The 24,879-nt window shown below is 33.3% G+C and carries 24 protein-coding genes and 5 tRNA genes; 24 read left to right on the top strand and 5 right to left on the bottom strand.

The window, feature by feature from the left end:
* Positions 1–9 precede the first annotated feature (9 nt).
* The 20 genes from AAFP94_RS05470 to AAFP94_RS05375 all read left to right on the top strand — a co-directional run bounded on the left by AAFP94_RS05470 (position 10) and on the right by AAFP94_RS05375 (position 17,309).
* Positions 10–879 carry a ComEA family DNA-binding protein gene (locus AAFP94_RS05470; protein ID WP_316661480.1) on the top strand — a complete coding sequence of 290 codons (870 nt, stop codon included), beginning with the start codon at positions 10–12 and terminating at the stop codon, positions 877–879.
* 20 nt (positions 880–899) lie between these two features.
* Positions 900–2,069: an acyl-CoA dehydrogenase family protein gene (locus AAFP94_RS05465; RefSeq protein WP_316661479.1), complete on the top strand. Its 1,170-nt coding sequence runs from the start codon at positions 900–902 to the stop codon at positions 2,067–2,069.
* Positions 2,070–2,151: 82 nt separating this feature from the next.
* The gene (gene rpsU, locus AAFP94_RS05460) at positions 2,152–2,349 is read left to right on the top strand and encodes a 30S ribosomal protein S21 (RefSeq protein ID WP_316661478.1); all 198 of its coding nucleotides are present in this window, start codon (positions 2,152–2,154) and stop codon (positions 2,347–2,349) included.
* Between the two features lie 110 nt (positions 2,350–2,459).
* Positions 2,460–3,350 carry a tyrosine-type recombinase/integrase gene (locus tag AAFP94_RS05455; RefSeq protein WP_316661476.1) on the top strand — a complete coding sequence of 297 codons (891 nt, stop codon included), beginning with the start codon at positions 2,460–2,462 and terminating at the stop codon, positions 3,348–3,350.
* A gap of 36 nt (positions 3,351–3,386) precedes the next feature.
* Positions 3,387–3,689, top strand: a complete 303-nt coding sequence (hpf, locus tag AAFP94_RS05450) for a ribosome hibernation-promoting factor, HPF/YfiA family (protein WP_316661475.1) — start codon at positions 3,387–3,389, stop codon at positions 3,687–3,689.
* Between the two features lie 100 nt (positions 3,690–3,789).
* Positions 3,790–3,863: transfer RNA gene (locus tag AAFP94_RS05445), tRNA-Thr, on the top strand.
* A gap of 34 nt (positions 3,864–3,897) precedes the next feature.
* A tRNA-Tyr gene (locus tag AAFP94_RS05440) sits at positions 3,898–3,980 on the top strand.
* 26 nt (positions 3,981–4,006) lie between these two features.
* Positions 4,007–4,079, top strand: a tRNA-Gly gene (locus AAFP94_RS05435).
* Positions 4,080–4,162: 83 nt separating this feature from the next.
* A tRNA-Thr gene (locus AAFP94_RS05430) sits at positions 4,163–4,234 on the top strand.
* 64 nt (positions 4,235–4,298) lie between these two features.
* Complete coding sequence (gene tuf / locus AAFP94_RS05425; RefSeq protein ID WP_316661474.1) at positions 4,299–5,486, top strand: elongation factor Tu; 1,188 nt, start codon at positions 4,299–4,301, stop codon at positions 5,484–5,486.
* Positions 5,487–5,549: 63 nt separating this feature from the next.
* Positions 5,550–5,622, top strand: a tRNA-Trp gene (locus tag AAFP94_RS05420).
* Positions 5,623–5,693: 71 nt separating this feature from the next.
* Positions 5,694–5,891 (top strand): preprotein translocase subunit SecE, encoded by a 198-nt coding sequence (gene secE / locus AAFP94_RS05415; RefSeq protein WP_316661473.1) that lies wholly within the window; start codon positions 5,694–5,696, stop codon positions 5,889–5,891.
* An 11-nt stretch (positions 5,892–5,902) separates the two neighbouring features.
* A complete protein-coding gene (nusG, locus tag AAFP94_RS05410; protein ID WP_316661472.1) occupies positions 5,903–6,457 on the top strand; it encodes a transcription termination/antitermination protein NusG in 555 nt (184 codons plus the stop codon).
* A 74-nt stretch (positions 6,458–6,531) separates the two neighbouring features.
* Positions 6,532–6,969, top strand: a complete 438-nt coding sequence (gene rplK, locus AAFP94_RS05405; protein ID WP_316661471.1) for a 50S ribosomal protein L11 — start codon at positions 6,532–6,534, stop codon at positions 6,967–6,969.
* A gap of 19 nt (positions 6,970–6,988) precedes the next feature.
* The gene (gene rplA / locus AAFP94_RS05400) at positions 6,989–7,678 is read left to right on the top strand and encodes a 50S ribosomal protein L1 (RefSeq protein WP_316661470.1); all 690 of its coding nucleotides are present in this window, start codon (positions 6,989–6,991) and stop codon (positions 7,676–7,678) included.
* 19 nt (positions 7,679–7,697) lie between these two features.
* Entirely contained in the window at positions 7,698–8,219 is a 522-nt protein-coding gene (gene rplJ, locus AAFP94_RS05395; protein WP_316661468.1) for a 50S ribosomal protein L10, read from the top strand.
* 62 nt (positions 8,220–8,281) lie between these two features.
* A complete protein-coding gene (gene rplL / locus AAFP94_RS05390; protein WP_316661467.1) occupies positions 8,282–8,659 on the top strand; it encodes a 50S ribosomal protein L7/L12 in 378 nt (125 codons plus the stop codon).
* A gap of 134 nt (positions 8,660–8,793) precedes the next feature.
* Positions 8,794–12,606: a DNA-directed RNA polymerase subunit beta gene (gene rpoB / locus AAFP94_RS05385; protein ID WP_316661466.1), complete on the top strand. Its 3,813-nt coding sequence runs from the start codon at positions 8,794–8,796 to the stop codon at positions 12,604–12,606.
* 75 nt (positions 12,607–12,681) lie between these two features.
* Positions 12,682–16,983, top strand: a complete 4,302-nt coding sequence (gene rpoC / locus AAFP94_RS05380) for a DNA-directed RNA polymerase subunit beta' (RefSeq protein ID WP_316661465.1) — start codon at positions 12,682–12,684, stop codon at positions 16,981–16,983.
* A gap of 5 nt (positions 16,984–16,988) precedes the next feature.
* Positions 16,989–17,309, top strand: coding sequence for a DUF3467 domain-containing protein (locus AAFP94_RS05375; RefSeq protein ID WP_316661464.1), 321 nt, complete (start codon positions 16,989–16,991; stop codon positions 17,307–17,309).
* A gap of 50 nt (positions 17,310–17,359) precedes the next feature.
* Here AAFP94_RS05375 and AAFP94_RS05370 read toward each other — a convergent pair whose 3' ends face one another.
* Together AAFP94_RS05370 and AAFP94_RS05365 are read right to left on the bottom strand one after the other, a co-directional pair.
* Positions 17,360–17,590: a (4Fe-4S)-binding protein gene (locus AAFP94_RS05370; protein ID WP_316661463.1), complete on the bottom strand. Its 231-nt coding sequence runs from the start codon at positions 17,588–17,590 to the stop codon at positions 17,360–17,362.
* 137 nt (positions 17,591–17,727) lie between these two features.
* A complete protein-coding gene (locus tag AAFP94_RS05365; RefSeq protein WP_316661462.1) occupies positions 17,728–19,317 on the bottom strand; it encodes a peptide chain release factor 3 in 1,590 nt (529 codons plus the stop codon).
* 125 nt (positions 19,318–19,442) lie between these two features.
* Between AAFP94_RS05365 and idi the strand changes: the two genes are divergently transcribed.
* Genes idi through AAFP94_RS05345 form a run of 4 tightly spaced genes read left to right on the top strand, consistent with a single transcriptional unit; the run spans position 19,443 to position 21,643 of the window.
* On the top strand, positions 19,443–19,967 hold the full coding sequence (gene idi / locus AAFP94_RS05360; protein ID WP_316661460.1) for an isopentenyl-diphosphate Delta-isomerase: 525 nt from the start codon (positions 19,443–19,445) through the stop codon (positions 19,965–19,967).
* Positions 19,964–20,377, top strand: coding sequence for a 6-pyruvoyl trahydropterin synthase family protein (locus AAFP94_RS05355; protein WP_316661459.1), 414 nt, complete (start codon positions 19,964–19,966; stop codon positions 20,375–20,377). The genes idi and AAFP94_RS05355 overlap by 4 nt, the downstream gene beginning before the upstream one ends.
* Positions 20,377–21,348, top strand: coding sequence for a type I phosphomannose isomerase catalytic subunit (locus AAFP94_RS05350; RefSeq protein ID WP_316661458.1), 972 nt, complete (start codon positions 20,377–20,379; stop codon positions 21,346–21,348). Before AAFP94_RS05355 ends, AAFP94_RS05350 begins: the two co-directional genes overlap by 1 nt.
* A 28-nt stretch (positions 21,349–21,376) precedes the next feature.
* The gene (locus tag AAFP94_RS05345) at positions 21,377–21,643 is read left to right on the top strand and encodes a hypothetical protein (RefSeq protein WP_316661457.1); all 267 of its coding nucleotides are present in this window, start codon (positions 21,377–21,379) and stop codon (positions 21,641–21,643) included.
* A 45-nt stretch (positions 21,644–21,688) separates the two neighbouring features.
* Here the strand turns inward: AAFP94_RS05345 and AAFP94_RS05340 are convergent, their stop codons facing one another.
* From AAFP94_RS05340 to AAFP94_RS05330, 3 genes are all read right to left on the bottom strand, one after another.
* Positions 21,689–22,393, bottom strand: coding sequence for a DUF4369 domain-containing protein (locus AAFP94_RS05340; protein ID WP_316661456.1), 705 nt, complete (start codon positions 22,391–22,393; stop codon positions 21,689–21,691).
* A 51-nt stretch (positions 22,394–22,444) separates the two neighbouring features.
* The gene (locus AAFP94_RS05335; protein WP_316661455.1) at positions 22,445–23,755 is read right to left on the bottom strand and encodes a DUF819 family protein; all 1,311 of its coding nucleotides are present in this window, start codon (positions 23,753–23,755) and stop codon (positions 22,445–22,447) included.
* Positions 23,756–23,997: 242 nt separating this feature from the next.
* Positions 23,998–24,732 (bottom strand): outer membrane beta-barrel protein, encoded by a 735-nt coding sequence (locus AAFP94_RS05330; protein WP_316661454.1) that lies wholly within the window; start codon positions 24,730–24,732, stop codon positions 23,998–24,000.
* Between the last annotated feature and the right edge of the window lie 147 nt (positions 24,733–24,879).

Below are 24,879 nucleotides of genomic sequence, written 5' to 3'. Positions count from 1 at the left end.
AAATTAAATATGAAATCCTATTTCACGTTTTCAAAAAGACAACGAAATGGGATTTTTTTATTGTTATTTCTTATCATAGTTTTTCAATGCATCTATTTTTTTATAGACTTTTCTTCAGAAGAAATTAAATATAATGAGGCTGAATTTGAATTATTTCAAAAAGAAATAGATTCATTACGTCTAGTTGAAATTGAAAATAGAAAGCCTGTAATATATCCTTTCAATCCAAATTTTATTACAGATTATAAGGGATATACATTAGGAATGAGTAATGAAGAGATAGACAGATTGTTAAAATATAGAGAACAAAATTTGTGGATTAATTCTGTAAAGCAATTTCAAGAAGTTACTCAAGTTTCAGATTCTTTACTTAATGCAATTTCACCTTATTTCAAATTTCCAGATTGGGTTACAAACCCAAAATCTCAAAATACTAGTGCTTTTAAAAACTATAATACTCCAAGATCTTTTGAAGAGAAACTAGACTTAAATACTGCTACTGCAAGTCAGCTTCAAAGAGTAAATGGTATTGGTAAAGCACTCTCTGAACGAATAGTAAATTTTAGGAGTAAATTTGTTGGTGGCTTTATAGCAGATGTTCAGCTACAAGATGTATATGGTTTATCGCCTGAAGTTATTGAAAGAATAGGAGAACAGTTTACTGTAAAAACCCCAAGACAGATTGAAAAAATAAATTTGAATACCGCGTCATCGGAACAATTAGTGACCATCCAACATATAGACTACCAACTGGCGCACAATATTATTGAGCAAAAAACTTTGCGCGAAGGATATAAATCCCTGGATGAATTATTAAAAGTAAAAGACTTTCCTGTAAATAAAATTGAGATAATTAAATTATATTTGACCCTCGATTAAATATTTTAAAAATTGCATGTATGAATAGTATGTACTTCAGCGAAGAACATCAACTTTTTAGAAAAAGCCTTCAGGATTTTTTACAGAAAGAAGTGGTGCCACATATTGAAAAATGGGAGAAAAATGGAAGTATAGAACGTTTCATTTGGAAGAAGTTTGGAAAAATGGGTTATTTTGGTCTAGCATATCCTGATGCCTATGGAGGCTTGGATTTAGATCTTTTTTATACAGTAATTTTATTAGAGGAACTTCAAAAAATAAACTCTGGAGGTTTTGCTGCTGCTATTTGGGCACATTGTTATTTAGCAATGACGCACCTTAATAAAGAGGGAAACCACGATATAAAGGAAAAATATTTATCCTCTAGTATTTCTGGAGAAAAAATTGGATGTCTTTGTGTGACCGAACCTTTTGGTGGTAGTGATGTGGCTGGTATGAGAACAACTGCTGTGAAAAGTGGAAACAATTATGTTCTAAATGGTTCTAAAACATTTATTACTAATGGTTATTATTCTGATTATATGGTAGTTGCTGCCAAAACAAATCCAGAGTTAGGAAATAAGGGTATTAGTATGTTTGTAGTTGATAGCAACACCCCTGGAATTTCTGTTACTAAATTAGATAAGTTAGGTTGGCGAGCTTCAGATACGGCCGAAATAGCATTTGATAATGTTAATGTTCCTGTAGCTAACTTAATGGGAGAAGAAGGAAAAGGCTTTTCTTATATCATGCAGCATTTTGCGTTAGAGCGATTAGTAATGGCCATTAATGCTCATGCACGGGCAGAATATGCATTAGAATATGCACTGCAATATATGAACGACAGAAAAACTTTTGGTAAAAGCTTAACTCAATATCAAGCATTGAGACACAAGTTTTCAGATTTGTATAGTCAGATGGAAATTTGTAAAGAATACAACTATTCTGTCGCATATAGATTAAATAAAGAAGAATATGTTGTAAAAGAAGCTACCATAGCCAAACTTCAATCTACAAAAATGGCAGACGAGGTTGTTTACGAATGCCTACAATTTTTAGGTGGTTATGGTTATATGGAAGAGTATCCAATGGCTCGTTTATTTCGTGACAGCCGTTTAGGACCAATTGGAGGAGGTACATCAGAAATACTTCGCGAGATTATTTCTAAAATAGTTATTGATAAAAAAGAATACAAACCAGCTACAAAATAATTTTTTAATTTTTAATTGTAATTTAAGAATTAGTAATTATCTTTGCCAACCGAAATTCTAAAAGAGAGGAGGTTAAGATACTATGTTAATTATACCAATAAAAGAAGGAGAAAATATAGATAGAGCGTTAAAACGTTTTAAGCGTAAGTTTGATAAGACTGGTACGAAACGTCAGTTGCAAGTGCGCAAACAGTTTACAAAACCCTCTGTAGAACGTAGAGCTCAAATTCAAAAAGCGCAGTATATTCAGCGTTTGAGAGACGCAGAAGAAAATATGTAATCTTTAAACAGATAAAATTAAAATTCCTGAATGTTCAGGAATTTTTTTTGCCCTAGATTTAAATACCAATAAATCTTCGTATTTTTAGCTTTATACTTATAAATTTAGAAATGCCTTTCAAATCATTTATAAATTATCTTTTGTTAGAAAAAAAATATTCCGAGCTCACTGTAAAAGCTTATCAAAAGGATCTAGGAGATTTCCTGCAATTTTTAAAAATAGAATTTGATACAAATGAAATTAAAGACGCTCATTATCCTCAAATTAGAAGTTGGATAGTTAGTTTGGTTGAGAAAGGAATTTCTAACAGAAGTGTAAATAGAAAAGTATCTGCATTAAACTCCTATTTCAAGTTTCTTCTAAAAGTAGGTGATTTAAATTCAAACCCTTTAGCAAAGCACAGAGCATTAAAAACCAATAAAAAGGTTCAGATTCCATTTTCAGAAATTGAGATAACGAGTGTTTTAGACCAAATTCATCATGAAGATACATTTGAAGGACTGCGTAATAAATTAATTATAGAATTGTTTTATTCTACTGGAATTCGTCGTATAGAACTGGTTCAATTAAAACTTCAAAATTTAGATTTTAATAATAAAACGTTAAAAGTATTAGGTAAGAGAAATAAAGAGAGATTTGTCCCGTTGTTAAGTTCAGTTATAGATACTATCCATAAATATATAGAATATCGAAACAGATTGAATATTATTGTTGACAATGATTATTTATTTTTAACAAAAAAGGGTGTGAAAATTTACGAAACACTTGTTTACAGAATAATAAATGATTATTTTAGTTTAGCATCTTCCAAAGTGAAAAAGAGCCCTCATATATTAAGGCATTCTTTTGCAACTCACTTATTAAACCAAGGTGCAGATTTAAATGCTGTGAAAGAACTTTTAGGACATTCTAGCCTAGCAGCTACGCAAGTTTATACGCACAACAGTATAGCAGAATTAAAAAAAGTGTATTTAAATGCACATCCTAGAAGTAAAAAGTAATAGCAAAACCTTTTGTCTAACCCTAAATACAAAAAAATGAAAGTACACACACAATCAGTTAATTTTAATGCAGATCGAAAATTAATAGATTTTATTCAAAAACGTATGGACAAATTAGAACAGTTTTATGACAAAGTAATTAAAACAGATGTTTATTTAAAAGTTGAAAATACTAGCGAAAAACAAAATAAAATTTTCGAAGCAAGACTTAGTGTGCCAGGCGATAGTTTAGTAGTGAAAAAGCAATGCAAAACCTTCGAAGAAGGGACAGATATTGCAGTTGCGTCACTAGAAAGACAATTAAAAAAACGTAAAGAAAAATTAAGAACATATTTATGATAAAATATTTCAAAAAATGTTTTGAATAAAAAAATAAATCGATACATTTGCAGTCCGTTAGAAATAACGGGCTTTTTTGTATGAAAAAAAGTTAATAAAAGCCGATATAGCTCAGCTGGCTAGAGCAGCTGATTTGTAATCAGCAGGTCGTGGGTTCGAGTCCCTCTATCGGCTCAAGTTCTTAAACAGAATGAAACGTTTTAATTAAGGGGAGATACTCAAGCGGCCAACGAGGACAGACTGTAAATCTGTTGGTTTTCACCTTCGCAGGTTCGAATCCTGCTCTCCCCACATAATTAAAATATAAATAAATAATTGCGGGAGTAGCTCAGTTGGTAGAGCGTCAGCCTTCCAAGCTGAATGTCGCCGGTTCGAACCCGGTCTCCCGCTCTAATGAGTTAATGGTTATTAGACAATAGTTGTTAAGTTAAAATTGTAACTCTAAACTTTAACTTTTGAACCTGAAACCTAAAGCCGGTGTAGCTCAGGGGTAGAGCGTTTCCTTGGTAAGGAAGAGGTCACGGGTTCAAATCCCGTCATTGGCTCTATTAAATTAAAGATTATAACACACACTAATATTATATAAACTAAAGATTAAATTATTAAAACATGGCAAAGGCAACTTTTGATCGTTCCAAACCACATTTAAATATAGGTACAATTGGACACGTAGATCACGGTAAAACAACTTTAACTGCTGCTATTACTACAGTATTGGCTAATGCAGGATTGTCTGAAGTAAGAAGTTTCGATTCTATCGACAATGCTCCAGAAGAAAAAGAAAGAGGTATTACAATTAATACATCACACGTAGAATATTCAACAGCAAATCGTCACTATGCTCACGTTGACTGTCCAGGTCACGCGGATTACGTTAAGAACATGGTAACTGGTGCTGCTCAAATGGATGGAGCTATTCTTGTAGTAGCTGCTACTGATGGTCCAATGCCACAAACTCGTGAGCACATCTTATTAGGTCGTCAAGTTGGTATTCCTCGTATCGTTGTTTTCTTAAACAAAGTTGATATGGTGGATGACGAAGAGCTTTTAGAATTAGTTGATATGGAAGTTAGAGATTTATTAAACTTCTATGAGTACGACGGTGATAATGGCCCTGTAATTTCTGGTTCTGCTTTAGGCGCACTTAACGGCGAGCAAAAATGGGTTGATACTGTAATGGAATTGATGGAAGCTGTTGACAGCTGGATTGAATTACCAGAAAGAGATGTAGATAAGCCTTTCTTAATGCCAATTGAAGATGTATTCTCTATTACTGGTCGTGGTACCGTTGCAACTGGTCGTATCGAAACAGGTATCGCTAATACTGGTGATAGTGTTGATATCATTGGAATGGGAGCTGAAAAATTAACATCTACTATTACTGGAGTTGAAATGTTCCGTAAAATATTAGATAGAGGTGAAGCTGGTGATAACGTAGGTATTTTATTAAGAGGTATTGAAAAGACTCAAATTTCTAGAGGGATGGTAATCTGTAAAACAGGTTCTGTTACACCTCATGCTAAATTTAAAGCAGAGGTCTATATCCTTAAAAAAGAAGAAGGTGGTCGTCACACTCCTTTTCATAACAATTATCGTCCACAATTCTATGTTCGTACAACGGATGTAACGGGAAATATTGCTTTACCATCAGGAGTAGAAATGGTTATGCCAGGTGACAACTTGACAATTACAGTTGAATTAATTCAACCAATTGCAATGAATGTTGGTCTTCGTTTTGCTATCCGTGAAGGAGGTAGAACAGTTGGAGCTGGTCAGGTAACTGAAATTTTAGACTAAACAAAGTTTAACAAATATTAAGTTAAAGGTATTCTGTTTATCGGAATACCTTGACTTATATTTACGGGTTTAGCTCAGTTGGTAGAGCACTGGTCTCCAAAACCAGGTGTCGGGAGTTCGAGCCTCTCAACCCGTGCAAAACAGAACGAGGTGAGAAGAACTTTATAATTAGGCTTCAACCTGTTTAAAAATTAAGACAAATAACAAATGGCTGGAATAGTAAATTATATTAAAGAATCGTTTGAAGAGCTTAAAAATCATGTTTCATGGCCTACTTGGTCAGAAGCACAGAGTTTAACAGTTCTTGTAGCAGTATTTTCAATAATTTTTTCGCTTGCTATTTGGGGTGTTGATACAGTATTTAGTCATGTTGTAGAACTTTATTTTAAATGGATTAAAGCTTAAAGAAAGATTTTATGGCAGAAGTAGGTGAAAAAAAATGGTATGTAGTTAGAGCAGTAAGTGGTCAAGAAAATAAGATCAAAACTTATATTGAAAACGAAATTGCCCGATTGGGATATCAAGATTATGTTGATCAGGTATTGGTGCCTACTGAAAAGGTTGTTCAAATTCGTAACGGAAAAAAGATCAATAAGGAAAAGGTTTATTTTCCTGGTTATATAATGATTCAGGCAAACTTAACTGGAGAAATTCCCCACATCATTAAATCTGTTACCAATGTGATTGGGTTTTTAGGAGAAACAAAAGGAGGAGATCCTGTACCATTACGTCAATCGGAAGTTAATAGAATGTTAGGTAAAGTTGATGAGTTGTCTATAGAAGGAGATTTAAATGTGGCTATTCCATTTACTAAAGGAGAAACAGTCAAAGTAATAGATGGACCTTTTAATGGTTTTGACGGTACTATTGAAAAAATAAATGAAGAGAAACGCAAACTTGAAGTAATGGTTAAGATTTTCGGAAGAAAAACACCGTTAGAATTGAGTTATATGCAAGTAGAAAAAGTATAATAATTGTTACACAAAGATAGATGTATTCTTATGCTTCCAATTTATAAGATATGCATTAAACTAAATTATTAAAAATGGCAAAAGAATTAGGTAAAGTAGTTAAGTTACAAGTTCGGGGAGGTGCAGCGAATCCATCGCCACCGGTTGGACCCGCTTTAGGTGCTGCTGGAGTTAATATCATGGAGTTTTGCAAACAATTTAACGCAAGAACCCAAGATAAGCCAGGTAAAGTATTACCTGTTGTAATTTCTGTTTACAAAGACAAATCGTTTGACTTTGTAATCAAGACTCCGCCAGCAGCTGTACAATTATTAGAAGCGGCCAAGGTGAAAAAAGGTTCAGGAGAACCAAATCGAAAAAAAGTAGCTAAAGTGTCTTGGGACCAAATTAAGACTATTGCAGAAGATAAAATGGTAGATTTAAATGCTTTTACTATTGACTCTGCTATGAAAATGGTTGCCGGTACTGCAAGATCAATGGGTATAACCGTAATAGGGAAATTCCCATCTTAATCTATTAAAGACATTTAAAATGGCAAGATTAACAAAAAAGAAAAAAGAAGCTGTAGCTAAAATTGAGAAAGATAAATTATACTCTCTTGAAGAAGCATCAGCATTAATAAAAGAAATTACCAATACAAAATTTGATTCATCTGTAGATATAGCTGTAAGATTGGGAGTTGACCCAAGAAAAGCAAATCAGATGGTTAGAGGAGTGGTTTCACTTCCTCATGGTACAGGTAAAGACATGAAAGTTTTAGCATTAGTTACTCCAGATAAAGAAGAAGAGGCGAAAGAAGCAGGCGCTGATTATGTTGGGTTGGATGAATACCTTGACAAAATTAAAGGAGGTTGGACAGATGTAGATGTTATTGTCACTATGCCAAGTGTTATGGGTAAATTAGGTCCTTTAGGACGGGTATTAGGTCCTCGTGGTTTAATGCCAAACCCAAAAACAGGCACAGTAACTATGGACGTTGCTAAAGCAGTTTCTGAAGTAAAAGCTGGTAAAATTGACTTTAAAGTTGATAAAACCGGAATCGTTCATGCTGCTATAGGAAAAGCATCATTTAGTGCTGATAAAATTGCAGGTAATGCAAATGAATTAATTCAAACATTAATTAAATTGAAACCAACAACTGCTAAAGGAACTTATGTGAAAAGTATACATATGTCTAGCACAATGAGTCCTAGTGTTGCAGTTAATCCTAAAATTGGTTAAGTAGTTAAAAACTTTTATTATGACAAGAGGAGAAAAATCAAATGTAATTGAAGAGTTAACTGCACAATTAGCTGATAATACTAATATCTATTTAGCAGATATTTCGGGATTAGATGCAGGTAACACTTCAAATTTACGTAGAGCTTGTTTTAAAGCGAACGTAAAGTTAGCAGTGGTTAAAAATACATTATTGGAAAAAGCTATGGAAGCATCTGAAAGAGATTTTGGAGATCTTCCAACTGTTTTAAAAGGAAACACTTCAGTAATGTATTCTGAAACTGGAAATGCTCCAGCCAAAGTAATTAAAGCCTTCAGAAAAAAATCAAACAAGCCTTTATTAAAAGGAGCGTTTATTGAAGAAGCAATTTACATTGGTGATGAGCAGTTAGATATGTTAGTAGATATCAAATCTAAAGAAGAATTGATAGGTGAGATTATAGGTTTATTACAATCTCCTGCTAAAAATGTTATTTCAGCACTTCAATCAAGTGGTGGAAAACTTTCAGGTATCTTAAAAACATTATCTCAAAAAGAGGGATAAATTAATAAGTACGCACTTTTTACAATTATATTAAATTAAAAAATTATTAAAACGATAGAAAAATGGCAGATTTAAAAGATTTCGCAGAACAATTAGTTAACTTATCAGTAAAAGAAGTTAATGAGTTAGCTACTATATTAAAAGAGGAGTACGGTATAGAGCCTGCTGCTGCAGCTGTTGCTGTTGCTGCTGGCCCTGCTGCTGGAGGAGATGAAGCTGGTGAAGAGCAAACTGAATTTGATGTTATATTAAAAGCAGCTGGTGGTTCTAAATTAGCTGTAGTTAAATTAGTAAAAGAATTAACTGGTTTAGGCTTAAAAGAAGCTAAAGAATTAGTTGATAACGCACCAAGCCCAATTAAAGAAGGTGTTTCTAAAGATGAGGCTGAAGGGTTTAAATCTTCTTTAGAAGAAGCAGGAGCAGAGGTTGAGCTTAAATAAGCTTATCTCAAGCAAAGATCATATAGGTTTAGGTCTGTCCCGTTTTTAAAACGAGATAAAGACCTAGACCATTTTGCGTATATATAAGTAAGATACGCTTTCAACATATTTTTTAATCATAATTTCGTCCATTGATGTTAGTAACACAAGCTGAAAGATTAAATTTCTCGTCTATTGTAAATAGAACAGACTATCCAGATTTCTTGGATATTCAGATAAAATCCTTTCAGGATTTTTTCCAATTAGAAACAAAATCAGAAGAAAGAAGTAATGAAGGTTTATATAACACCTTCATGGAGAACTATCCAATAACAGATTCACGTAATCAATTTGTTTTAGAGTTTTTAGATTACTTTATTGATCCTCCTAGATACACTATAGAAGAGTGTATTGAAAGAGGACTTACATATAGTGTACCTCTTAAAGCAAGATTAAAGTTATACTGTACAGATCCAGAACACGAAGATTTTGAAACGATTGTTCAGGACGTGTATTTAGGAACAATCCCATACATGACGCCTAGTGGTACCTTTGTAATCAATGGAGCAGAGCGTGTGGTAGTTTCTCAATTACATCGTTCTCCTGGAGTTTTCTTTGGTCAGTCATTTCATGCTAATGGCACAAAATTATATTCTGCAAGAGTAATTCCTTTTAAAGGATCTTGGATCGAATTTGCTACAGACATTAACAATGTGATGTATGCATATATTGATCGTAAGAAAAAATTACCGGTTACAACATTATTTAGAGCTATAGGTTTTGAACGTGATAAAGATATTCTTGAAATATTTGATTTAGCGGAAGAAATTAAAGTATCTAAAACTGGACTTAAAAAATATCTAGGAAGAAAGTTAGCTGCTCGTGTTCTGAACACATGGCATGAAGATTTTGTTGACGAAGACACAGGTGAAGTTGTATCAATTGAACGAAACGAAATTGTTTTGGATCGTGATACAGTTCTTGATAAAGACAATATTGTTGAAATTCTTGATGCAGATGCTAAAACAATTTTGTTGCACAAAGAAAATGCACAACAAGGAGATTATGCAATTATTCATAATACGCTTCAAAAGGATCCAACAAACTCTGAAAAAGAAGCTGTTGAGCATATTTACCGTCAATTACGTAATGCTGAACCACCAGATGAGGAAACAGCACGTGGCATCATTGACAAATTATTCTTTAGTGACCAACGTTACTCTTTAGGAGAAGTAGGTCGTTACAGAATGAACAAAAAATTAGGTCTTGATATTGGTATGGACAAACAAGTGCTTACCAAAGAAGATATCATTACCATAATAAAATATTTAATAGAGTTAATTAACTCTAAAGCAGAGATTGATGATATTGATCACTTATCTAACCGTCGTGTACGTACTGTAGGTGAGCAATTGTCTTCTCAATTTGGTGTTGGTCTTGCTCGTATGGCTCGTACAATTCGTGAGCGTATGAATGTACGTGATAATGAGGTTTTTACGCCAATAGATTTGATTAATGCGAAGACACTTTCGTCTGTAATTAATTCATTCTTTGGAACAAACCAGTTATCTCAATTCATGGATCAAACCAATCCATTAGCAGAGATTACTCACAAACGTCGTTTATCAGCTTTAGGACCAGGTGGTTTATCTAGAGAAAGAGCAGGTTTCGAAGTTCGTGATGTTCACTTTACGCATTATGGTCGTTTGTGCCCAATTGAAACTCCTGAAGGTCCAAATATTGGATTGATTTCATCACTTTCAGTATTTGCGAAAGTGAATTCAATGGGATTCATTGAGACCCCATATAGAAAAGTAACCGATGGAGTTGTAGATATCAAAGGTGATCCAATTTATTTGAGTGCTGAAGAGGAAGAAGAACAACTTATAGCGCAAGCAACTGTAAAAGTTGATGACAAAGGTAAAATATTGCATGAAAAAGTTATTGCAAGACAAGAAGGTGACTTCCCAGTTGTTGAACCAACTTCTGTTAACTATACAGATGTTGCACCAAACCAGATTTCATCAATTTCAGCCTCTTTAATACCATTCTTGGAGCATGATGATGCTAACCGAGCATTGATGGGTTCTAACATGATGCGTCAAGCAGTACCATTATTATTACCACAATCACCAATTGTAGGAACCGGATTAGAAAGACAAGTAGCGTCAGATTCTCGGGTATTGATTAATGCAGAAGGTGGAGGTGTTGTGCAGTATGTAGATGCCAATGAAATTGTTATTAAATACCATCGTACTGAAGACGAAGCAATGGTGAGTTTTGATAGCGATACTAAAAAATATCCATTAGTAAAATTCAGAAAAACTAACCAAGGAACTTGTATTAATCTAAAGCCAATTGTTAAAAAAGGTGACAAAGTAGTTAAAGGACAAGTTTTATGTGAAGGTTATGCTACTCAAAATGGAGAACTTGCTCTTGGTAGAAATATGAAAGTGGCATTTATGCCTTGGAAAGGATATAATTTTGAGGATGCGATTGTAATCTCCGAAAAAGTTGTACGTGAAGATATTTTTACTTCAATCCATATAGATGAGTATTCATTAGAAGTTCGTGACACTAAATTAGGAAATGAAGAATTAACTAATGATATTCCTAATGTTTCTGAAGAAGCTACTAAAGATTTGGATGAGCATGGAATGATTCGCATTGGTGCAGAAGTAAAACCAGGCGATATTTTAATTGGAAAAATTACACCTAAAGGTGAAAGTGATCCAACACCAGAAGAGAAACTTTTACGTGCAATATTTGGTGATAAAGCTGGAGATGTAAAAGATGCATCATTAAAAGCTTCACCTTCATTAAATGGGGTAGTAATAGATAAAAAGTTATTCTCTCGTGCAATAAAAGATAAACGTAAGAGAGCAAAAGACAAGGAAGATACTGCACAGCTTGAGGCAATTTACTATACTAAATTTGATGATTTAAAAGCAATTTTAGTAGAGAAATTATTTGCTATTGTTGGAGGTAAAACATCGCAGGGTATTTTCAATGACTTAGGTGAGGAAGTTTTACCAAAAGGTAAGAAATTCACTCTTAAAATGTTAAATGCTGTTGATGATTATACACATTTAACGTCAGGAACTTGGACAACAGATAAGCATACTAACAAACTCGTTGCAGATTTAATCCATAATTATAAGATTAAAGAAAATGACCTCCAGGGTTCATTAAGACGTGAGAAGTTTACTATTTCAGTAGGTGATGAGTTACCAGCAGGAATTATCAAACTTGCTAAAGTTTATATAGCTAAAAAACGTAAACTTAAAGTAGGTGATAAAATGGCTGGGCGTCATGGTAACAAAGGTATTGTTGCACGTATAGTAAGAGAAGAAGATATGCCATTCCTAGAAGATGGAACTCCAGTTGATATAGTATTAAATCCACTTGGTGTACCATCTCGTATGAATATTGGTCAAATTTATGAAACCGTTTTAGGTTGGGCTGGACAAAAGCTTGGTAGAACTTTTGCAACACCAATTTTTGATGGTGCAACAATAGATCAGATAAATGAATTGACAGACGAAGCAGGTGTTCCACAATTCGGACATACATATTTGTATGATGGTGGTACAGGAGATCGTTTTGACCAACCAGCAACCGTAGGTGTTATTTATATGTTGAAACTAGGACACATGGTTGACGATAAAATGCATGCTCGTTCAATTGGACCGTACTCATTAATCACGCAACAGCCTCTAGGAGGTAAAGCACAATTTGGTGGTCAGCGTTTTGGAGAAATGGAAGTTTGGGCACTTGAAGCTTATGGAGCATCAAGCACTTTAAGAGAAATCCTTACAGTTAAATCTGATGATGTTATTGGTAGAGCCAAAACTTACGAAAGTATTGTCAAAGGAGAACCAATGCCAGAACCAGGCCTTCCAGAATCTTTTAATGTATTAATGCATGAATTGAAAGGATTAGGACTAGATATCAGATTAGAGGAATAAGATAATATTTCACATCATTTGCATTTAAAATGATGATTAAAAAGTTTACAAAATAATTCTATATTACCATATATTATGGCTAGAAAACAAGATAAGCATCAAGTACAGAGATTTAATAAGATCTCAATTGGATTAGCATCTCCAGAATCAATATTAGCTGAATCTCGTGGTGAGGTTTTAAAACCTGAAACGATTAACTATCGTACACACAAACCGGAAAGAGATGGGCTATTTTGTGAGCGTATTTTTGGTCCCGTAAAAGACTACGAATGTGCCTGTGGAAAATACAAACGTATCCGTTATAAAGGAATAGTTTGCGATCGTTGTGGTGTTGAAGTTACAGAAAAGAAAGTACGTCGTGATAGAGTAGGACATATTAATCTGGTTGTTCCTATTGCGCACATATGGTATTTCCGTTCTTTACCAAATAAGATAGGTTATTTATTAGGATTACCATCCAAAAAGCTGGATATGATTATTTACTACGAACGCTATGTAGTAATTCAACCAGGTACTGCTAAAAACGCTGAGGGAGACCCTTTACAAGTAATGGATTTCTTAACTGAAGAAGAATACTTGAATATTTTAGAATCACTTCCTCAAGAAAATCAATATCTTGAAGATACAGATCCTAATAAGTTTTTGGCTAAAATGGGTGCTGAATGTTTAATTGAATTACTTTCTAGAATAGATCTTGAATCATTATCATATGAGTTACGCCACAAAGCAAATACTGAAACATCTAAACAACGTAAAACAGAAGCTTTAAAACGTTTACAAGTAGTTGAGGCTTTAAGAGAATCTAATAACAATAGAGAAAATCGCGCAGAGTGGATGATTATGAAAGTAATTCCGGTTATTCCACCAGAATTACGTCCATTAGTCCCATTAGATGGAGGACGTTTCGCAACTTCAGATTTAAATGATTTATATCGCCGTGTTATTATTCGCAACAATCGTCTTAAAAGGTTGGTTGAAATCAAAGCTCCAGAGGTGATTTTGCGTAATGAAAAACGTATGCTTCAAGAATCTGTAGATTCGTTGTTTGATAATACACGTAAAGCATCAGCTGTTAAAACTGATTCAAACAGACCACTTAAGTCATTGTCAGATTCATTGAAAGGAAAACAAGGGCGTTTCCGTCAAAATTTGTTAGGTAAACGTGTCGATTATTCTGCACGTTCGGTAATCGTTGTTGGTCCAGAATTGAAGTTATATGAGTGTGGTTTGCCTAAAAATATGGCAGCCGAACTTTACAAGCCTTTTGTGATTCGAAAATTAATCGAAAGAGGTATTGTAAAAACTGTAAAATCTGCAAAAAAGATTATAGATAAAAGAGAGCCAGTAGTTTGGGATATTTTAGAAAACGTTCTAAAAGGACATCCGGTATTACTTAATCGTGCTCCTACACTTCACCGTTTGGGTATTCAAGCTTTTCAACCTAAATTGATTGAAGGAAAAGCTATTCAGTTACATCCATTAGTGTGTACTGCATTTAACGCCGATTTTGATGGTGACCAAATGGCTGTACATTTACCATTAGGGCCTGAAGCTATATTAGAGTCACAATTATTAATGTTGGCTTCTCACAATATCTTGAATCCTGCAAATGGTTCACCAGTTACTGTACCTTCTCAAGATATGGTACTGGGTCTTTATTATATGACTAAACAAAGGCTTTCAACTCCTGAAGTATCTGTTTTAGGAGAAGGACTTACATTCTATTCTCCTGAAGAGGTTGTAATTGCCTATAATGAGAAAAGAGTAGATTTAAATGCTACAATTAAAGTAAGAACTTTAGATATCAATGAAGACGGGAAGTTGGCTCCAACTATTTTGGAAACAACAGTTGGTCGTGTATTATTTAATGATAAAGTGCCACAAGCCGCTGGATATATTAATCAGGTTCTTACTAAAAAATCATTAAGAGATATTATTGGAGATGTACTTAAGGTAACTTCGGTACCTGAAACTGCTGATTTCCTTGATGAAATAAAAACACTAGGTTATAAATTTGCCTTCCAAGGAGGACTATCATTTAGTTTGGGAGATATAATTATTCCACCTGAAAAGCATGATATGATTGCTCGTGCCAACACGCAAGTTGATGGTATTATGGCGAATTATAACATGGGTCTAATTACAAATAATGAGCGTTATAATCAGGTGATTGATATTTGGACTTCTACCAATGCTGAATTGACAGAATTGTCCATGAAACGTATTCGTGAAGATCAACAAGGATTTAACTCTGTGTATATGATGCTTGATTCTGGAGCTCGAGGTTCTAAAGAACAAATTCGCCAGTTAACAGGTATGCGTGGTTTGATGGCAAAACCGAAAAAATCTACAGCAGGAGGAGGAGAGATTATTGAGAATCCAATTCTTTCTAACTTTAAAGAAGGGCTGTCAATTTTAGAATACTTTATTTCTACGCATGGTGCTCGTAAAGGTCTTGCCGACACAGCACTTAAAACAGCAGATGCAGGTTACTTAACACGCCGTTTGGTTGATGTATCTCAAGATGTTATTGTAAATAGTGAAGACTGTGGTACTTTAAGAGGTGTAGAGGTTTCTGCATTGAAGAAAAACGATGAAGTAGTAGAAACTCTTGAAGAGCGCATAGTAGGTAGAGTTTCTCTAGATGATGTTTACAATCCAATTACTGAAGAATTATTAGCAGCATCAGGTCAATTAATTGATGATAATGTTGCTAAAGAAATAGAAAATTCACCTATTGAATCGGTTGATGTTCGTTCTGCTTTAACATGTGAAGCCAAAAAAGGAATATGTGCTAGATGTTATGGTCTAAATTTAGCAACTGGTAAAATGGTGCAAAGAGGTGAAGCCGTTGGTGTTGTTGCCGCTCAATCCATTGGAGAACCAGGAACACAATTAACATTGCGTACTTTCCACGTCGGTGGTATTGCTGGTAATATTTCTGAAGAAAATAAATTAGCAGTAAAATTTGATGGTATTGCAGAGATAGAGGATCTTAAAACAGTTAAAGGAGAAGATAGTGAAGGTAACATTGCTGACATTGTCATTTCTCGTACATCTGAAATTAAATTAGTAGACCCAAAAACTGGCATCAATTTAAGCACAAATAATATACCTTATGGTTCAACTATTTTTGTTAAAAATGGAGATAAGCTTTCTAAAGGTGATGTTGTTTGTCAGTGGGATCCATATAATGGTGTAATTATTTCTGAATTTGCTGGAAAAGTAAAATATGAGAATATTGAACAAGGTATAACTTATCAAGTTGAAATTGATGAGCAGACTGGATTCCAGGAAAAAGTAATTTCAGAATCTAGAAATAAAAAGTTAATTCCTACGCTTCATATAGAAGATGGTAAAGGAAATACTATGCGTTCTTACAACTTACCAGTAGGCGCACACCTTATGATTGATGATGGAGAAAAAATTAAAATAGGTAAAGTATTAGTTAAAATTCCACGTAAATCAGCTAAAACAGGTGATATTACTGGAGGTTTACCACGTGTGACAGAATTATTTGAAGCTCGTAATCCTTCAAATCCGGCTGTTGTAAGTGCTATAGATGGTGTAGTTTCTTTTGGTAAGATTAAAAGAGGTAACCGCGAGATTATAGTTGAGTCTAAATTGGGTGATGTTAAAAAATATCTAGTTAAATTGTCTAATCAAATTCTAGTTCAAGAAAATGATTACATAAAAGCAGGTATGCCGCTTTCAGATGGCTCTGTAACTCCAAATGATATTTTAAATATCAAGGGACCTTCAGCAGTTCAGCAATATTTAGTAAATGAAGTACAAGAAGTTTATAGACTACAAGGTGTGAAAATCAATGATAAGCATTTTGAAGTAGTGGTAAGACAAATGATGCGTAAAGTTAGAATTATAGATTCGGGTGATACATTGTTTTTAGAAGATCAATTGGTTCACAAATCAGATTTTATCGAGGAGAATGATGAAATATTTGGAATGAAAGTAGTTGAGGATTCTGGAGATTCTGTAAATCTTAAAGCTGGGCAAATCATAACACCAAGACAGTTAAGAGATGAAAACTCTGTCTTACGGCGTGAAGATAAAAATATTGTAGTTGCTAGAGATGCAAAGCCAGCGACGGCAACACCAGTATTACAGGGTATTACTAGAGCATCACTTCAAACAAAATCATTTATTTCTGCTGCATCTTTCCAAGAGACAACGAAAGTCCTTAATGAGGCAGCAGTAAGCGCTAAAGTAGATACTCTTGAAGGATTGAAAGAGAATGTAATCGTTGGTCATAGAATTCCTGCAGGAACCGGTATGAGAGCTTATGAAAATATCATAGTTGGTTCAAAAGAGGAATTTGATGAAATGATGCAGGCAAAACAAGAAGTAAATTATAATTAAGAGAGATGAGCGATAACAAAAACAACAAACAAAAGAAGGGACAAATTAATATTGAACTAGATGAAAAAGTTGCAGAAGGCACCTATTCAAATCTAGCTATTATTAATCATTCAGTTTCAGAGTTTGTTGTTGATTTTGTAAGTATCATGCCTGGGACACCAAAGAGTAAGGTTAAATCTAGAATTATTTTAACTCCACAACATGCCAAACGATTACTTAAAGCATTAGGAGATAACATACATAGGTTTGAAAATGCACATGGAGAAATTAAAGACTATGAGCAACCACCTATACCGTTGAACTTTGGTCCAACAGGTCAAGCATAAATAAAAAAGCCCATTGAAATTTCAATGGGCTTTTTTATTTAAATTAATTTTTAACTAGCTTTTTTAGTATTACGACAATACTTTAATGCACCAGAAGGACATCGATTAATTTGATTAATAATCCTGTCGGTTTCAGTGCCTTCTAATTTTATCCATGGAATAACTGAAGTTCTAAAAACTTCAGAAAGTTCGCGAGCACAACGCTCTGCATGAATACAGATCTCGGGTTCGAAAGTTACAGTAATATCATCATTACTGAACAAGTTAGATTGTATGTCCATAAGTAGATTATTTTGGGGTTATAATCAATATGAATGTATAAATTCACATCAATTATATGCAAAATTTTCGATATTTTACTTTTAAAATATGATAAAAGTCTATTTTGAAGTATTATTCTTACGAAAACGTTTGAAATTTAATCAAACTCTGAAGTGAAGTGAAATTTAATCTTTGGATATTTTTGTTGTGTCATTTGTAAGGAGAATGCAGAATCTGCCAGAAACACAAGTTGTCCTTGTTTATCTTTGGCTAAATAGCGTTGTTTTACTCTTAAAAATTCTTGATATTCTTCACTCCTTTCGTCTTGAGTTTCAACCCAACATGCTTTATGTACATTTAAGTTTTCATAAGTACATTTTGCACCATATTCATGTTCTAATCTGTATTGAATAACTTCATATTGTAGTGCTCCAACGGTTCCAATTACTTTTCTGCCATTAAGTTCTAGAGTAAATAATTGCGCAACACCTTCGTCCATCAATTGATCGATACCTTTAAAAAGTTGTTTGGATTTTAACGGATCTGCATTGTTAATATATCTAAAATGTTCTGGAGAAAAATTTGGAATCCCTTTATAGTTTATGGTTTCGCCTTCAGTTAAGGTGTCGCCAATTTTAAAATTGCCGGTGTCATGAAGACCTACAATATCACCTGGATAAGAAACATCAACGATTTCTTTTTTTTCTGCGAAAAACGCATTTGGGCTAGAGAATTTCAACTTTTTTCCATGTCTAACATGAAGATAAGGCGTATTCCGTTTAAACTGCCCTGAAACAATTTTCACAAAGGCTAAACGGTCTCTATGGTTTGGATCCATGTTTGCATGAATTTTAAAAACAAAACCTGTAAAATCTTTTTCGTCTGCCTTTACAAGACGTTCTTCACTTTGTTTAGGTCTTGGTTTTGGAGCAATCTCCACAAAGCAATCCAAAAGCTCACGAACACCAAAATTATTAAGTGCAGACCCAAAGAAAACGGGCTGTAGTTTGCCATGAAGATATTCGTCTTTATCAAAATCAGGATAAACACCATGTACTAATTCTAATTCTTCTCTTAATGTTTCAGAAGCTTTATCTCCAACAAGTTTATTCAATTCTGAAGAACCTAAATCTGAAATTTTGATAGTTTCTTCAATGTTTTTACGACTATCTCCACTAAAAAGATTGATGTTTCTCTCCCAAATATTATAAATACCTTTAAAATCGTAACCCATACCTATTGGAAAACTTAATGGCGTGATAGTGAGTCCAAGCTTTTGTTCAATCTCATCCAATAAATCGAAAGCATCTTTACCTTCTCTATCCAATTTATTTATAAAAACAATCATTGGAATATTTCGCATTCGACAAACTTCCACCAATTTTTCAGTTTGTTCTTCAACACCTTTGGCAACGTCTATTACAACTATTACACTGTCAACAGCAGTAAGTGTTCTAAAGGTGTCTTCAGCAAAATCCTTATGTCCAGGAGTATCTAGAATATTAATCTTTATACCGTTATATTCAAAAGCTAAAACAGAGGTAGCCACAGAAATACCACGTTGGCGTTCAATTTCCATGAAATCGCTAGTAGCACCTTTCTTTATTTTGTTACTTTTTACAGCGCCAGCTTCCTGTATTGCACCACCAAATAGCAATAATTTTTCAGTTAATGTAGTTTTACCGGCATCAGGATGTGAAATAATTCCGAAGGTTCTCCTTCTCGCAATTTCCTTAATGAAACTCATAATAATCTTTCAAATGGGATGCAAATATACTATTATTAAAAACAATAAAAATGATTGTTATTCATGCTTTTTAATTTTATGATAAGAATGTATTATTTTTAATTTTTGATTGGTATTTTTACATTATGATAGAAGAGCAAGTTATTCTGGTTAATGAAAATGATGAACAAATTGGCTTGATGCCAAAGCTTGAGGCTCATCAAAAAGCATTACTGCATCGAGCATTTTCTGTATTTATTTTTAATAATAAAAATGAATTAATGCTTCAAAGACGTGCTGTGCATAAATACCATTCTCCTGGTCTATGGACCAATACCTGTTGTAGCCACCAAAGAGAAGGAGAAAGTAACATTGATGCAGGAAAAAGACGATTGAGAGAAGAAATGGGTTTTGTGACAGATCTAGAAGAAGTTATTTCCTTTATTTACACTGCACCTTTTGACAATGGCCTCACAGAACATGAATACGATCATGTTTTGATAGGTTATTATAATGGAGAACCAGATATAAATTCTGATGAAGTTGCTGATTGGAAATGGATGTCTTTAGACAAAATTAAAGCAGATATTTCACTACAACCTGAATTGTATACAGAATGGTTTAAAATTATTTTTGATAAATTCTACCAACACATAAATGTAAAAAAATGATTGCAACAGTAAGCAGAAAAGCACATTTTAATGCTGCGCATCGTTTGCACAGAATAGAATGGACAGATGAGAAGAATAGGCAGGTATTTGGTAAATGTAGTAACCCTAACTATCATGGGCACAATTACGAACTTGTAGTAAGTGTTACAGGTAGGATTGATAGAGAAACAGGTTATGTTATTGATATTAAAACTTTAAAAGATATTATCAAAGAAGAGGTAGAAGATGCATTTGACCATAAAAACCTTAATATTGAAGTTAAAGAATTTGAAAATCTAAATCCAACTGCCGAGAATATAGCTGTTGTTATTTTTAATAAAATTAAACCAAGATTGAATCTTGAATTTGATTTAGAAATAATACTCTATGAAACTCCACGTAATTTTGTAACCTATTCAGGAATGCATTAATGAAACAAGATTTGCATCCATTAAGATTCACTCCAATATTAAAACACAAAGTTTGGGGTGGACAGAAATTAAGAAGTCTTCTAAATAAAAAAAGTGATTTACTTAATGTTGGAGAGAGCTGGGAAATTAGTGATGTAGAAGGAGATATTTCAGTTGTTTCTAATGGAAGTTTAAAAGGACAATCTTTACAAGATTTGTTGCAGACTTATCGATCAGATTTAATTGGGCATCAGAATTACAAAGTTTTTGGCAATAAATTTCCATTGCTAATTAAATTTATAGATGCTAAAGAAGATTTATCAATACAGCTACATCCAAATGACGAATTAGCGGCAAAACGACACAATTCTTTTGGAAAAACAGAAATGTGGTATATAATGCAGGCTGATGAAGATTCTAATTTAATAGTAGGTTTCAACCAAAAGGTAAATCCAGAAATCTATTTGAAACATTTAGAAAATAAAACCTTACCACAAATTTTAAATTTTGACAAAGTACAAAAAGGAGATACTTATTTTATAGAAGTAGGCCGTGTACATGCAATTGGAGCTGGAGTAATGCTGGCCGAAATACAGCAAACAAGTGATATTACTTATCGGGTTTACGATTGGGATAGATTTGATGAAAATGGAAATGGACGTGACTTGCATAACGATTTAGCCATAGATGCCATAGATTTTGATATGGAAAATGATTTTAGAGTCAGTTATTCAAAAACAAAAAACCAACCAAATATAATGGTTAGTTGTCCATATTTTACAACCAACTATTTAGATGTTACAAAAACCCTTCAAAAAGAAAATCATCACGATTCTTTCATGATTTATATTTGTGTAGAAGGTCAAGCAGAAATAATTACTGAATTAACTATGGAAACAATTAATACCGGAGAAACTATATTAATTCCAGCATGTATTAAAGCTTATCAAATTAAGTCTGAAAATGCCAAACTATTGGAAGTTTATGTGTAATTTTGTGGTCAAATTAAAATAAAGAATTATGGCAAATGTTAGAGACCTAAAAAAAGATATTAATTACGTTTTAGGTGATATTATTGAAGCTGTCTATGTATGGGAATATGCAAATACAGATAAAGACACAAAAAAGAGTGAAGCAATTATTGATGAAGCTATAGAGACGTTTGACGAGTTAATCGCAAAAATAAATGTTAAGAATGTAGAAGATAAAAAAGCTCATTTTAAAGCAATTAATCAAGAACTTGAAGATAGAGGTAGAAAGTTAATAGAAAAGATAAATAAACTTTAAATCTATTGTAGTTATAAAAGCCCTTCAGGTTCTGAAGGGCTTTTTTTATTTTTCACTTTCTTTAATTTTCTCTATAAACGACTGAAGTTCTTTTCCGTATTTAGAATCTTTAACTTCAGGAGATAATGAATTATTTATAGTATCTAACCATTTAACATTAGCATCATAAATTTCTGATAAAGCTAAATAAGGTGCTACCTCACTGTCTTTGTGACTAATAGCAAAGTTTACCGTATATAAATATTTTCTTTTAAGTAGATTGTTATATTCGGTCTCATTGGCATTGAGTTTTGCCGAATCTTGATCTCTTTGTGCTTCAAAGTTTTCTTTAATGAGTTCTAGATTTCTTTCATTAAATCTACTAATCATTTTTTTGTATTCTTCAAGAGTCTTTTGTTGTTCTGAACCATTAATATTTGCATCAATCTCAAAATTCTTTAAAGAGGTACTAATTTCAGTAATGCCACGATTAGCGAAAAAAGGAATCTTAAACTGCTCGTTAACTTTTTTATCTAAAGTTAAATAAAAGATTTCCGGAGAATTTAAATCACTATGCAGTTCAAAAATTGAATTACCATGATCAATATATATTGAGTCCACGACTATTAAAGCAGTGTCCTGAGCCTTTTTAAGATATATAATTCCTTTCTTTAAACCTTCAATATTTACTTTTACTGTTAAATCACGCTGTTCCTCCTTTTGACAAGAGAAAATGGATATCAAAATTAAAAGAGCTACAATATTTTTCATTTACAATTCTGAATTTAAGACCGCAAATATCTTATAATTATTCTTTAAAAACTAACTAGTAGCGGCTAATTGCATTAAAATGGTACAACCAATAGCAGCGACGGTGCCAATAGCATAACCCAATACGGCAAGCAGAACACCAACTGTTGCTAAAGATGGGTGAAAGGCCGTAGCAACTACAGGAGCTGAAGCTGCACCACCAACATTTGCTTGACTACCTATAGCTAAAAAGAAATATGGTGCTTTAATAAGTTTTCCAATAAGAATTAAAAGTCCGGCATGAATAGCCATCCACACGATTCCAACCGCTATTAGACCAGGATTGTCAAAAATAGACATTAAATCTATCTTCATACCAATAGATGCAACTAGTATATAAATAAAAACACTTCCAAATTTACTAGCACCAGCACCTTCATAATTTTTGATTTTTGTGAATGACAATATAATAGCTATGATAGTAGAAATACTTATCATCCAGAAAAATTCAGAGCCTAAAAAAGTAAAAATATTCCTTGTTGTTATAGATTCAATATTCGCAACAATACCATCAAAGAATGGTGCTATAAAATTGGCACATAAATGTGCAAAACTTACGGCGCCAAAACCTATAGCGGCGATAATCATTAAATCTGTAAGTGATGGGTTACGTTTAACGCTTTGGGCAAAGCTGGTAACCTTTTCTTTTAATGCTTCAATTGCAGAAGTATCGGCATTTAACCATTTATCAATTCGTTTAGATTTTGATATTCCTATAAGTAGAACAGCCATCCAGACGTTGGCAACGAAAATGTCTACAAATACCATTTTTCCATATTCAGATTGATTGTACCCATATATTTCAAGCATTGCAGTTTGATTAGCACCTCCACCAATCCAACTTCCAGCAAGAGTAGACAAACCTCTCCAAACTGCATCTGGTCCAGCACCTCCAACTGTTTCAGGAGAAAAAATTGAGACTAAAAGAATAGCTATTGGACCTCCTAATACAATACCTATTGTTCCAGTAAAAAACATAACTAAAGCTTTCCAACCTAGATTGAAAACTGCTTTTAAATCGATACTCAATGTCATCAGTACTAAAGCTGCAGGCAACAAATATCGGCTTGATACATAATATAAGTTTGTACTGTGCTTAATTTCTTCACCAACATCATTAGTTGTAGACCATTCGGGCGCAATAAGGCCAACTGTAGTCAATAAGGCTGGAACCATATAGGCCATAAAAAGTCCTGGAATAATTTTATAGAACTTTTCCCAAAAGCCTCCTTTTAAGGATTCAGTATAAAATACTAATCCTAATGCTAACATTAATAATCCAAATACAATAGTGTCGTCAGTAAAAAGAGGTTGGTTATCCATAAATAAATTTTTAATATTTGCAAAATACAAAATTAGCTAGTAATATAATTCTTTTAAAGTTTGGCACGAAGATTGAATTAAATAAAGCAGTTACTACAAATAGAATTTATTAAAGTGTGGTTACTTTATTTAAATGGTAGTAATTTCATATTTTTTGGTTGGTTAGTTGAAAAAAAGCATCCTAATTTAGGATGCTTTTTTTATTAAATGTTATTTAAATTGGGTATTTAAAACAGCATTTTTTAATATGGGCATTTGCATTTGTCTCCTTCAAAGAGTCCTGAAAATATTCCTCCTATACTTTGAGAGTCAGTTCTAAAAATATCATAGAAAATACTTAAACTTAAAACTTTAGGTTTGTATGGCTTAAGATCTGCTAGATTGACTCCCCAACCAGACCTATTAAAGTCTTCACGTTCTTCTGCAGTTTCCTTAAGACCCATTTCGTATCTCAAATCAAAGCCTAGCCTTTTATAACGGAGCATAATGCCGATATTAACACTAAAACTTGTTTTGTCTAGATCTGGTCCTAAAGATCCTGTTGTAAAACTTGTTTCATGAACACCTTCTATTTCAGTATCTCCATAAAAACTAATCCCAGGTCCTGCGTATACAGATACAGGTTCAAAAATGTCATAAGCAAACAAAATTGGAAGATCAATTTTTGATGTTGTCCAGTTTGATTTTTTGTTAGGAAAGTCATAATGATTTTTTGAGGATGTATAATTTAGTTCTGGGCGAATATAGAATTTACCAAACTTTGCATAAAAATAACCTCCAAACTGATAACCAATATCTTTTGTTGGCTCAAATACTAAACCAGCGACAGGACCATCTGGACCATTAGATCCAACAGTAACAATATCTCCAATGCTATAGGTATTGATTCCGCCTCTAACACCAAAGGCATATTCTTGTGCATTTATATATAAAAAACTAAAGAGGGAAAAAGCTAAAAGTAGGATTCGCTTATTCATTGTAATAGATTTGGGTTTCTGAATGTAAATCTAATAGTGATTATGAGAGATTCGTAATTTTTTCGTCAATGGTTTAGTTTTATCCGTTGATTGAGATATAGCTAGGATTAAAGGTTTATTTTTTGCGATGAAAAGCAAGCTTGAAAT

Source organism: Gilvirhabdus luticola (genome assembly GCF_040117515.1).
Lineage (GTDB): Bacteria > Bacteroidota > Bacteroidia > Flavobacteriales > Flavobacteriaceae > Gilvirhabdus > Gilvirhabdus luticola.
Note: the sequence above shows the minus strand (reverse complement) of the source record. Positions and strands in the feature narration are given on the sequence as shown.